A 12,403-nucleotide genomic window follows, 5' to 3' on the forward strand; every position below is an offset into this window, starting at 1 on the left:
TCTAGTTTAGCTGGGGAGTTAGATATCTTTATGGCTCTGATTCTAGGTTAAACTCAATCCGGCTCTGTAAAACCATTTCTGCAATTACCGCTCCTCCTTTACCTTGAGCTAAAACCCGCTCAAAACGGTTGATTAATTCGGGAATATTGATCACTTCCTCTACCGATTCTAGATATCTTTCGACAATTGCCCTGATCTTGTATCTTATCTTAGCTTGCTCCGCAACTTTTTCTAAAATTTCCTCGCAAGTCTGCTCGGTTTTAACCACAAAAGTAATGGGATATTTTTGCACTTTATCAATATCTAAAAAATATTTATCAGCAGCTATCGTTTCCGTAACTTGAAAAAATCGACCTAGGGGTTTCATGACAAAATCTATCCCCCCGTCATTGGCATTTGTTCGACCAGTTTTATATAAAAGTAATTATTCAGAGTTTAAGCGATCAGGCGACCATCCCCAATATATTTTCTGTTCCCCATAATACTCTTTAAGAATTGCATAACTGACAATCTCAAAAACTCTAGCATCAATGTTTGGTCTGAGTAAACTCCGAATAAATTCAATGGCTTTCTGGGGATCTTGCTGTTGAATATCAATCATCTGTTGACAATAGCTGATAAATTGATTAAATGCTTTTTGTCTTGTTTGCACATAGGCATCAATTATATCTATAATCACTGGCGCAATATTAACTTGATTACCCTCTAGATAAAACTTAATTAGATTCTCATTAATCCAGTATCTATTGGTTTTAACATCTCTAATTATCGGCAGATAAGATAAGGTGGGAAAATACTTGTTAAATTCCTGATTTAATCGATGATTGAGAGCATGATTTTGTAATTTATTGCCAAAAGGAAGCTCCCTTTGCCTGCGAAAAAGTGTCATATACTGAGCGCCTTGATACTCGTCGTATCCATCCTTAAGATGAAACTCATTATTAATATAGTCTTCCACTAAAACATAAATTGCATAATGGTTAGCCAATCCTGCTCGGGATTTAGAACCTCGATTAGCAGCTCTAGTTTTAATGTTCAAATATTGCAATAACTCACTAGCATTTAAAATACTATTTCCCTGATTAGGAAAGTAATTATCGATAATTTTAATAATTATCTTGGTGAATTCATGCTTTACTATCGACATCGAAAAGACTCTCCTGTACAAAGTTAGATTCTTGTTTATTTTCGCTTTTTCTACTATAGCTTTTTTGAGGAGGGAGTAACTTTTCTCCCTTGTATTCTTGCCATCCGAGAATCCGTCGAAGACCAATTTTTAAATACTGCTCTTGTAATTCTATACTAATAGAAATTCTTCCCAAACGTTTAGCTACAGCTGCAGATGTAAAAGTTCCTGCAAATGGATCAAGCACAATTCCACTCTTGTCAGTGCTGGCCAAAATAATTCTTTCTAGCAATGATTCAGGTTTTTGTGAAGGATGATTTTCGTATTCATCCATGCGATATCTGACCCTAGGGAAATACCAGACATTGCCCGGCACTTTCTCTGTATTGTATTGACTCGGAATCGCTTTTCTATAATCAATTAGTTTTCGTTTTGCTCCAGTTTTTGCTTCTATCTTAATATCCTTTGAATTAAAAGTGTAATTATTTTTATCTTTCACACAGTGAAGTATTGGTTCATACATCGAACCAAAGTATTTTGTTGCTTGTACTCCTGAACTATCATAATGCCAGATAATACGACTAAGAATCGTCATTTTTTGTCTTAAGTAAAGATCAAAGTAAGGCATTGCTTGAGTGCTGGCCATAACATATAATGTTCCCTGGGGTTTCAAGATACGAAGACACTGATCAAGAATTTGATTTGCCCAATTTATATAATCATTTTCCGATTCCCATTTGTCGTAAAAATCGGCAAAGTGCTTACCTATATTATAGGGAGGATCGAGAAAAATTAGATCTACAGAATTAGAGGCAATCTCACTGGATAAAATCGGCAAAGAATCACCATGAAATATAACTTGCTCATCAGCTTCGTATCGTTTAAACATGATCATTTTTTTAATTTAAAGTAGTTAGATTTTTACTAGGAAATGTCTCAATTTTTAACCTCCTTAGCGATTAGGATAATTGACAGACTTTATCATAAATATGAAGTATAACCTAATTTGGTATTGATGACCGACTTCTGACGACAGACTCCCCACAACAAAAACTTGGATTTTTAAGCCTTTAAATATTTTAATATGAGTCAGTATCCCGCAGTCTAATAATCAGTCCGAATTATTTCTAGTAAATTTCTAGCCACTGCTTCCACTACAGTGATAGGAACAGAATTTCCGAATTGTTTTTTAGCGATAGCTGACTGTGGATGATAGATAAAATTATCGGGGAATCCTTGTAATTTACGCGCATCTTGGGGAGTAATTTCTCGAAACTTTTTGGGTTTATAGATTTTCTTTAAAAACAATTGTTTGTATTCTTGGGGATGAGTAGCGGTAATTGAAATAGTGGCAATATAATCTTTAGCACCCGTAGCGGTTAGGGTAGGAATAATATCGGCCGTCGGTAAAATAATCCGATAAATGCCGTTAATTCCCGTCATATTTTTCGAGTTAATAAATTCATACTTACCTGCGGTCGTTTGCCAACAAATACCCAGAGAAACTAACTGATTTAGTTCCTCGATTTTTAGGTCGGGTATAATTTCCAAAAAAGTAGAAAAAGCCACGGGATGACCATCTTTTTCGCCATACTTTTTACTGCGTCTTAATTTCAGCAAAGCTAAACAGATACTTTTTTGTCGTTCCGTAGTTTTGATAATATCCCAAGAATGAATAGTTGTGTGGCCATTTCTTAAATCAGAAAAAATAAAGAAGTCATTTAATTCATCTTCTTTTTGAAAACGAGTTCTCGATGGAGGAACAAAACCATTAAATAAAGTATCTGCTGATAACTTAACTTTCTCGACGGGTTGAATATTTTTGATGTCTTCTAAAATATCTAAAACCTTGGGATGGATACCCAAAGGTAAAGGAAATTTAAACCGCTCATAGTTATCTATATTTTTTCTAATTCCTACGATAAAAACTCTCTCGCGATTCTGGGGTAAACCAAAATCGTAGGCATTTAATAACTGCCAGTAAACTTGATAACCACAGCTAGTTAATTCATCGATAATTAACTCTAAATTCTCCCGATTGCGAGGACTAGCTAACCCACTGACATTCTCGAAAATAAAGCTTTTGGGTTGACTTTTCTGGACTAATTTAATCACATCAAACCAGAGTTTTCCCCGGGGATCTTCAAATCCCCGTAAACATCCCGCCACCGACCAAGGTTGACAGGGAACGCCGCCGACAATAAGATCAAGATTATCGGGTAAATTGCTGATTTTACTCACATCTCCGAAAGCAATTTCATCGCTGTTGAGATAGCTAATAAAATTCTGTTGATAAACTTGGATGGCCTGTTTATCAATTTCTGAATAACCTAAACAACGTCCTCCCAATTTCTCCAAAGCGATTCTAAACCCACCGATTCCCGCGAATAAATCGACAAAACGATACTGGGGATGGGTGATAACTAGATGTAGGGGTAATTGGGTTTGTGTGCTGACTTTAACTGTGGTTTTCAAGGGTAAATAATTGCTTTTCACCGTCTGGGAAGATGCCTATCTGTACTAAATATTTTAGTATAAATTAAGAGTTTTTTTCCAGAGACCTCTTGATATCTAAAAACTCAGATAAATTTGACATAATCTTAGATTTTATGCCTTAGGATAGTTGTCTCTTCTGTTTTTTCTCCTCCTGTCTCCTATCTCCTGTCTCCTGACTCCTCACTAACCACGACAATTTTTGATTTTTGCAGGAGATCTATCGAGTCGAGGAATACTCGTAGTCTTCGATAATATGGAGAAGTCGCATGGCTGAACTACAGGATTCTTCTAAAATTTCCTGTTTCTCCTGAGAATCTTCGATTAAATCTTCAGATACTAGACGCAGAGAACCTAAAAGACTATTAAGACTACTTCTCGCTTCGTAGGATAAATAAGCTTTTCTTTTTTGCTCATCTTCCCTATTCTTAGAGTCAGCCTCTTTGCTATCACTAAATTGCAGAGCGTGTAAACGGGCATAATGACCACCTTGAGCCAATAATTCCTCATGATTGCCGATTTCTGCCACTTTTCCCTTGTCCAGCACCACAATTTGATAGGCTTTTTGAACAGTGGAAAGACGGTGAGCGATCACAAGAGTAGTGCGCTCGCGACAGAGTTCATCGATCGCTTCCTGTACTAAACGCTCAGAAATTGTATCCAAAGCACTGGTAGCTTCATCGAGAATGAGAATATCTGGATCTCGCAGCAAGGCACGAGCGATCGCTAATCTTTGTTTTTGTCCCCCCGAAAGTCTCACTCCCCGATCGCCAATTTCCGTATCCAGTCCTTCCGGCAGTTTGGAGATAAACTCGTAGGCATTCGCCCTTTTTGTCGCTGCTACAATTTCTGCATCACTAACATCGGTTAATCCGTAGGCAATATTAAAACGGAGAGAATTATTAAAGAGAAAAGTATCTTGACTGACTATTCCCAAGGCTTTTCTCAGAGATTTGATCTCATAATCCCTTAAATCTTGACCGTCAAAAAGAATCCTCCCAGCTGTAGGATCATAAAAGCGTGGTAATAAATCAGCAATTGTCGATTTTCCCGCCCCCGAAGCACCAACAAGAGCGATCATTTTTCCTTTTGGAATCCAAAGATCGATGCCCTTGAGAACTAATTCTTGATGACCCGGATAAGAAAATTGGACGTTATCAAAATGAATGCCTGTCTCTAATCTTTGATAGGGAATAGAGCCATTGCTCATAAATGGTTTATTCTCTCGAATGAGAAAATCCGCTACTATTTCTACTGCGGAAACATCACCCAATAGACTACTCCTAGCACCGTTAATCTGACCAACTATCGGCAGGGCCCGGAAAAGTACATAGAGATAGGTTAATAAAATTGTCGCCAAGGCTTGCAGTTGTTCATTAAAAAGATAACGACCAGCAATGATAATTAAAGCAATAATAATTACCCCACCGATCTCATTGAGCGGAGCGATTACAGCATTATTAGTCTGGGCATCTAAACCCGCTTTCTCCCGGGCTTCTATATCTTCCACAATAGATTCTAATTCGTATCTTTCATTTCCTACTGCTTTAATTAGACGAATTCCCGTTAATAGTTCCAACAGTTTATTAGTTTGATGTTTAGCCGTTACGGTGATAATCTCTCCAAACTTTTTCGCTCTCTTGACAAAGTATTGATTAAGCAGACCTAAAAAGCCCCCCAAAACACTAGAAAGAATAGTTAATTGCCAAGAAATTGATAATAAAATAGCCAAGTACATGAAAGCTGTGGCGATAATCTTAATCAGGTTTATGTAATTTCTAATTGATGCTACAGCCCGATTAATCTCCGACATGAAACGATTAAAAATATCTCCTATTTTACTTTTTACATAATAATCTATATCCACTTCTAGCAGCAGAACAACTGAATCAATTCGCATATCTTTTGCCATAATTAAAGACAAGTAAGTCCCTAAAAAATTACTGACAAAATTGGTAATGTGCTTGAGAATTAAAATCAATAATATCGCCGCAAACATCCAGAAAAAACGAGTATCGACCGAGAAAAACTCGAAAACTGAGAGCAGCTTTTTGATAATTTGGGGGGCATTTTTTAAGATATCATTTTCGGGATTAATAAAAGAAATTAGCAAAGGGATAACTAAAATAGCTCCTACCCCATTAAATACGGTACTGGCAAAGCCGATAACAATACTGGAAACTACTAATATCCAGTGTTTAAGCGTATATTTAAGCAGAATTTGATTAGGATTCATCGCTATAAGTGATAAAGTAAATAGTCAACGGTCAATTATTCTACTCGCTAGACTCTAATATTTCCCTTCCAGAGAAGTAATTATGCCAGAGAGAGTTGTCGCCATGGCGGTGGTACTGTAGGAGGCGATACAGCGCTCTCTCGCTTTTAGTCCTCGTGCATTAGCCGAGTCGAGATCTTTAAAAACTTCGCTAATCATAGCAGCTAGTTGCTCTGGCGATCGAGGTTCGACTAAATAGCCAATATCAGCTAAAATTTCGGGAATATCTGCCACTTTAGTGGAAATAATCGGTTTAGCCATCGCCATACCATCGGTGAGTTTAATCGGAAATTGGGCGTTAGCCGTGGCTTCATCCCTCTGGGGAACGATAATAGCATGGGCAGCGGCGATAACTTCCGGCATTCGATCGATCGGTTGAGCAGGTAAATGAATTAACCAAGGTTGACCTTTTTCTAGCAAACTATCCAGATAGCCATCCCCGATTTGGCGACCTCCCACCACCACCAATTTAAAATCAGGATCAGCAATTTGATCTAAAGCGATTAAGACATCTTCTAAACCTTTGTGGGGTCTAGCTGTACCAGGAAACATTAAGACTTTATAGGCAGATAAACCGTATTTTTGACGACAAGCGACAGGATCGTAGAGATTGGGATCGAAAAGTTGCGTATCCTTGCCATTCGGTAAATAAATCCCCCCATAACGCTTTTGCAAAAATTGATTATTAACCGTCACCGCATCGGCGCGGTTAATTAAATTTTCCAGCCAACGCAGATAAAGAGGGTGATTCGGATCCCTAAGCGCACCATTTTTTTTGAGGATATCCCTAGCTAATTGTCGAGGATGAGGACGATAGGACCATCGATCCCCACCAAACCAACTCATTTCCCAATCGTCAATATCGAGAATTAGGGGACGTGGGGAAAAAAAACGTTTCAGTAAACCGATGCCGAAACTGGTGGGACGGGGTTTAACCGCGTAGATAATCTCTCCGGAGATGCGATCGAGTAAAGTTTTGATCTGGCCAAAAAACTGGGGATAATTATTGCTTTTGACCGATACCACCGGTAAATTCTGCGGTGGGGTGGGATAGATTTCCTGGCCAAAAATCGGACCATAAACCGTCACCTGACAGTTTAGCTGTTGCAAGACTTGAGCAATCAAATAGACTCTTGTGCCACCACCACCGGATAAATCTGGTGCTAAAACAGAGATTTTTTTGTTCACGATTGCCGATCAATCCAGATCATTTAGCACGATAGGAGAATGTTAATCAATGTTAACGTTTTTGTCAATCTTAGGCGAACTTAACATTAATGCCCCCCGGAGATCGACTAGACAAAGAAAATTAACATATACATTGCCGAGACGACTAACTGAGTAAACATCACCGGTAAACCGTAGCGCAGGAAGGTGTGAAAAGTAATTTTGCCCCCGTGTTGTTCGGCGATGCCGGCGGCGACAATATTAGAAGAAGCTCCCACTAAAGTACCATTACCTCCTAGGGTGGCCCCATACATCATCGCATAGAAAAGCGGTAAAACTTCTGGAGGAAAAGAACCGGCATAATCGGGGGAAAGAACTTCGGTCCCGACTAAATTAACATTAACAAGGTACTGTTTCAGTAGTGGAACCATGGCCACCACTAGGGGAATATTGGGAACGACACTGGAAACAAGTCCGACAAAAAACAGCAAGACTAGAGAACCTAAAAAGATATTTTGGCCTAAAATTATCGCCAGAAGTCCCGATACACTATTAACTACCCCAGTTTTTTCTAAGCCACCAATTAGGACGAAAATCGACATAAAAAATAATAGGGTACTCCAGTCCACATCCCGGAGAATATTATGCACCGTATCGATTTTCGATTGCTGGGCTAAAAGTAGGGCTAAAGCTGCCCCCATCAGAGCAACGGCAGCAGGAGCAAGGGGTACAGGAAAAGATTCGCCGACCACGAATAAAAATAAGACCAAAAAGACGATAATTCCTCCCACGGCTAAGACGCGAGGATGATCAATCTTCGGATGGGGTAAGTCTTCTAAATGCTCGAATTTTGTCCGCCAGATTTTCGGGAATAACCAAGGTAACATAACCAGAATGGTAATTACTGCCAAGGCACCACCTAAACTCAAACGCTGTAGGTATTCCATGAAGGTGATATTAATAGAATCACCGACGATATAAGTAGCGGGATCACCAACAATCGTTAATAACCCGGAACTGTTGGCCACGAAAACCATCAGGATTAAGAGCGGCACAAAATCCACGCCTATATCTTGAGCTAAGGGGGGAATCAGCGGGGCTAATAACATCACCGTGGTAGCGTTGGGTAATACCGCACAGATTGGGGTAGTAATGGCGACAATTCCTATTAGTAATAATTTCCCCTGTCCCTTGGCTAAAAGCACCATTTGTGCCGCTAAATAATCAAAAATTTTCGTTGGTTCAAAGGCTCTTACTAACACCATCACCCCAAAAAATAGGGCAAGAGTGGCATAACTGCGACTGATATAACCCACCGCCTCCTGGAGAGTCATGATATGGGTAAAAACTAATATTAAAGCTCCCAGTAAAGCCGCTACGGTAATATGAAGCCACTCGAACATAATCACCACAATGACTGCAATAAAAGTCATCGCAGCAATCCACATTGGTAAAGATTCCAGCATTTTTGATCCTGTTTTTACTCTCGGTTTCTCAATAGGACTAAAAGTTTGCCCGAACAATGTACAGCAAACTCATAGAAAATATGGTTATCTACGGAAAATCTTAAAATTGTTGTGATCGGTAAGCTGACATGAGAATCCCCATAAACAATGTCTCCTGTAAGTTATGACTATCAAGTAGTACCAGCGACATAACTGAACCGATCAAGACATTGCTAGGAATGTAGTGATGTTTCAGTCTTCCCCCCCACGCCGACGAAGTTAGCTGACGGGCTAGGATAGAGAGATATCCTTTTCTAGGCTAAAAAATCTAGAAATACGCCCCAAATATGGTTCCTCCGCTCCGAATTTGTCTAGCTAATATCTAGCATAGAAACTTGGATTAGGCTGACTTACTCTATTTAGTGATCCACAATAACATATTAACCCCAAAAAAACTATATAGCCCTATACTAGACCTATCCTGTCGGTTATCCCCCGGGTTGCTAGGATAGAACAGTGATAAGCTAATAGCTAACGACTGACCGCCATAGCAGCTACAACAGAAATTTCGATGAATAGAAGACCTCGTTATACTCCTCCTCGATCGCGTGATCGTGATTATGACCGCTCCTATGGCGATGACTCCCGCGCTTCGGCCCCCGGAGGCCTATTGGCAAAATTAAACTATGCCATGATCGCCCTGATTGGTGGTATTTTTGTACTAGGAGTAGGCCTCGGTCTGGTATTCAGTTCTACTGCTAATTTTAGCCCCGAAAACGTCGCTTCCCGGGAAGTAATCGATCGCAGCGCCCCCAATGCGGAATTATGCGTGCAATTCGGGGCCAGCGCCATTGTCACCGATTTGCGGGTTTATGTCACTCTTAACCCCTTTAATGTTTTTGTCACCCAACCGGTTATGCAACCCGGTTGCGTTTTGCGACGCAATAACTGGTCAATTTTAGAACAGCAAAAATTAGTCGATGGACAGCAGGTACAAAGCTGTAAAAACCGGATGAATACTTTTGGTTATACCGGTCCCTTGGAAGGCAAACCGAAAATTGATTGTATCTTCCAAAATGAAGCCGGGGGCAATCTTTTTGTTAATCCCGCCGGCGCTGTTGGTCCCAGACCAGATACAGATAAATTCTAAACCGGAAAAGCTCTTTCTCCTGACTCCTGACTACTGACTACTGACTCCTAATCAACTGGAATAATTTTTGATTTTTACAAGAGGTCTAATGACTTAGCCATTGGGCTGTAGTCACCACAAAAATTCCGCCGGCTTTTTTTAAAAAAGGCTGAATTTTATCGATTAGACGACCGAGTTGTTCGTCACTATTACAAACCGTCATAATGTAGCTACCACTGTAATCACAATCCAAGTCATCACAGGATAAACCTCGATCACCTTTTCCCGAAGTACTGCCAAAGACGGTATAACCGGAAACTCCAACAACATCAAGAACGCTTAAGGTTTCTTCCAGAAGAGCATGACTAACAATTATATCTACTTTTTTGACAGTTTGTAGGGAAGGATGCGGGGATTCAAGCATGGTAGTTAAATAAAAAAGGGACAAGTGAAAGAGAAAACTTTTGACAGGAATTATTTAAAAACCGCCGGGCCTTTTAGACTCCGCAGCCAATAATTTTGATCATCTCTAGGTAAAGAGGAATACCGATGATGATATTGAAAGGAAAAGTTAAAGCCAAGGCCATAGAAACATATAAACTAGGATTCGCTTCGGGAACAGTCATTCTCATGGCCGCAGGAACAGCAATATACGAGGCACTGGCACACAAAACAGCGAATAATAAAGCATTGCCCTGTTCAAATCCGAGAACCTTAGCGATGACAATGCCCACCATAGCATTGATGACGGGAATAAATACCGAGAAACCGATGAGAAAAGGACCAGTTTTGCCTAATTCGCGAATTCTTTTCGCCGCCACTAATCCCATATCCAGGAGAAAGAAAGTTAAAGCACCATAAAAAATCTCTTGGGTGAAAGGTTCTAATTTTTCCCAGCCTTTTTCCCCCGTCAGCATACCAATAATAACACTACCGACTAAGAGAAATACCGAGCCATTTAAAAAGGCTTCATGTAGAACCTTTGACCAAGAAAACGCTTCTTCTTGGCCATTTTTCTCTTGAAAGACTCGCACCAGGATTAAACCCACTACAATCGCCGGCGATTCCATTAAAGCTAAGGCCGCTACCATGTGACCGCCATAGGAAATATGAATTTTTTCTAAAAAAGAACTGGCGGTGATGAAAGTAACGGCACTAATGGAACCATAGGCAGCGGCGATGGCCGCTGCATTGGCACTATCGAGTTTAATTTTCAGGATAAAGAAAGTGTAAATGGGAACGATACAAGCCATAACCACAGAGGCAATCAAAGTTAAAGCGATTTGGTTATTGATGCCACTTTCCGCTAGTTCATAACCTCCCTTGAAACCAATCGCCATCAAAAGATAGAGAGAAAAGAGTTTAGGCAGTGGTTGGGGAATCTCTAGGTCGGATTTAAAAAATACTGCCAGCATTCCCAAGAAAAAGAACAAAACCGGCGGATTGAGAATGTTGAACAGGATTAAGCTGCCATCCATAGGTTTGTGTACATTGAGTTATTCCAATCTATACTATTCGATTTTGAGAATACTGGGAAAATGTTAAGAACCCGATTAAAACGCTTAACGATGGCCGCCCAAAAAAATTAAGATGGACGATGTTTCAGTGATCGGTGATCAGTTATCTTGAAACCGTCAGCTTTTCTCCCCTCTCCCCCTCTACAATAATTACTCGCAGCCAGGAATCACTTGGGTTATTATCATACTTTGTGCTTTTTGTCAAAAAAACTTTTTTTTTGCAATAAAACTACACAAAAAAAAGATCATCGTTGTGGGTGAAATTGACTGATTTAACCGTCTTAATTAGGATCACCTTCTAGGTGTGGCAAGGGTTTCAACCCTTGCTGCCCAAAAAAGCACAAAATAGCCCATTATGAAATTCTATCAAATGGCTGTAACCGTGATAACATCGTTGTTAAATAAAAATCTTTCTCAATTAATTTTTAAGAATTTGTAAATATTGCGGAATGTTAATTTAAATATTCTCAAGTTTTTGCGGTAAATAAATAATTTTTACTTATCTTTGTCGAACATTGAGTTAGAAGTCAGTTATCAGTTATCAGTTATCAGTTATCAGTTATCAGTTCACTGAGAAAACTCCCCACACCCCACACCCCACACCCCACACCCTCTCCCCCTCTCCCCTTCCCCGATCAATGGCAAAAATCCAGCTTAAAACCCCAAAATCCGCACATCTTGCCGCCATGGTGTCCCTCGATAGCACCAGTCTCGGCGGTATTTGGACCCTATCCGGTTATGAACGGGAATTAAACAGCCCCAACAGTGAATTATTAATTCTTACCCTCGACCAGAAGGACGAAACCCTAATCGGATTGGCTTGTTTTTGGGCAATTCTCGAAGAAGCGCATATTACTCTCCTGGCAATTTATCCCGACTATCAAAGACAAGGATTAGGAAAACTGCTTCTCTACAAACTTCTTGAAAAGGCTGTACAAAGACAACTGGAAAGGGCTACGCTAGAGGTGAGGGTGTCGAACCAGTCAGCGATCGCACTCTACGAGCATTTTGGCTTCCGCATCGCTGGAGAGCGTAAAAATTATTATCCGCAAACTGGCGAATCAGCCCTAATTTTCTGGCGCAACGATCTACAAACGGCCGCTTTTCGGGAACAATTAAACCAGTGGCGACAAGAAATCCTTTCCAGACTGGCGCGGGGAGAGTGGCAATTAGAGGAAGAAACCAGAGCCAAAATAGATATCATGGGGATGCAATGATTACTTACCAGCTTAAATCAGGTCGAGGTTAGGG

Annotated in this window: 9 protein-coding genes, 1 pseudogene and 1 riboswitch; of the genes and pseudogenes, 2 read left to right on the plus strand and 8 right to left on the minus strand. The window is 40.0% G+C overall.

Annotation, left to right across the window (positions count from 1 at the left end):
• Positions 1 to 28 precede the first annotated feature (28 nt).
• From myaer_RS22590 to myaer_RS20565, 6 genes and pseudogenes are all read right to left on the minus strand, one after another.
• Positions 29 to 1,147, minus strand: a pseudogene (locus tag myaer_RS22590) (restriction endonuclease).
• A complete protein-coding gene (yhdJ, locus tag myaer_RS20545) occupies positions 1,128 to 2,015 on the minus strand; it encodes an adenine-specific DNA-methyltransferase (protein WP_046663876.1) in 888 nt (295 codons plus the stop codon). Before yhdJ ends, myaer_RS22590 begins: the two are co-directional and overlap by 20 nt.
• A gap of 215 nt (positions 2,016 to 2,230) precedes the next feature.
• Positions 2,231 to 3,601 (minus strand): DNA cytosine methyltransferase, encoded by a 1,371-nt coding sequence (locus myaer_RS20550; protein WP_046663877.1) that lies wholly within the window; start codon positions 3,599 to 3,601, stop codon positions 2,231 to 2,233.
• Positions 3,602 to 3,839: 238 nt separating this feature from the next.
• On the minus strand, positions 3,840 to 5,855 hold the full coding sequence (locus myaer_RS20555; RefSeq protein ID WP_046663466.1) for an ABC transporter ATP-binding protein: 2,016 nt from the start codon (positions 5,853 to 5,855) through the stop codon (positions 3,840 to 3,842).
• A 54-nt stretch (positions 5,856 to 5,909) separates the two neighbouring features.
• Positions 5,910 to 7,082 (minus strand): glycosyltransferase family 4 protein, encoded by a 1,173-nt coding sequence (locus myaer_RS20560; protein ID WP_046663467.1) that lies wholly within the window; start codon positions 7,080 to 7,082, stop codon positions 5,910 to 5,912.
• A 107-nt stretch (positions 7,083 to 7,189) separates the two neighbouring features.
• On the minus strand, positions 7,190 to 8,527 hold the full coding sequence (locus tag myaer_RS20565) for an ArsB/NhaD family transporter (protein ID WP_046663468.1): 1,338 nt from the start codon (positions 8,525 to 8,527) through the stop codon (positions 7,190 to 7,192).
• Positions 8,528 to 8,759: 232 nt separating this feature from the next.
• Positions 8,760 to 8,923: riboswitch (cyclic di-AMP (ydaO/yuaA leader) on the minus strand.
• 154 nt (positions 8,924 to 9,077) lie between these two features.
• Between myaer_RS20565 and myaer_RS20570 the strand changes: the two genes are divergently transcribed.
• Positions 9,078 to 9,656, plus strand: a complete 579-nt coding sequence (locus myaer_RS20570) for a DUF3172 domain-containing protein (RefSeq protein WP_046663470.1) — start codon at positions 9,078 to 9,080, stop codon at positions 9,654 to 9,656.
• 85 nt (positions 9,657 to 9,741) lie between these two features.
• On the opposite strand, the gene myaer_RS20575 is transcribed toward myaer_RS20570, so the two are convergent.
• Positions 9,742 to 10,059, minus strand: a complete 318-nt coding sequence (locus myaer_RS20575; RefSeq protein ID WP_046663472.1) for a P-II family nitrogen regulator — start codon at positions 10,057 to 10,059, stop codon at positions 9,742 to 9,744.
• 73 nt (positions 10,060 to 10,132) lie between these two features.
• Positions 10,133 to 11,113 carry a sodium-dependent bicarbonate transport family permease gene (locus myaer_RS20580; protein ID WP_046663473.1) on the minus strand — a complete coding sequence of 327 codons (981 nt, stop codon included), beginning with the start codon at positions 11,111 to 11,113 and terminating at the stop codon, positions 10,133 to 10,135.
• 677 nt (positions 11,114 to 11,790) lie between these two features.
• Here myaer_RS20580 and rimI point away from each other — a divergent pair.
• Positions 11,791 to 12,369 (plus strand): ribosomal protein S18-alanine N-acetyltransferase, encoded by a 579-nt coding sequence (rimI, locus tag myaer_RS20585; protein ID WP_046663475.1) that lies wholly within the window; start codon positions 11,791 to 11,793, stop codon positions 12,367 to 12,369.
• Positions 12,370 to 12,403 lie beyond the last annotated feature (34 nt).

Source organism: Microcystis aeruginosa NIES-2549, assembly GCF_000981785.2.
In the GTDB taxonomy this organism is placed as follows: Bacteria; Cyanobacteriota; Cyanobacteriia; order Cyanobacteriales; family Microcystaceae; genus Microcystis; species Microcystis aeruginosa_C.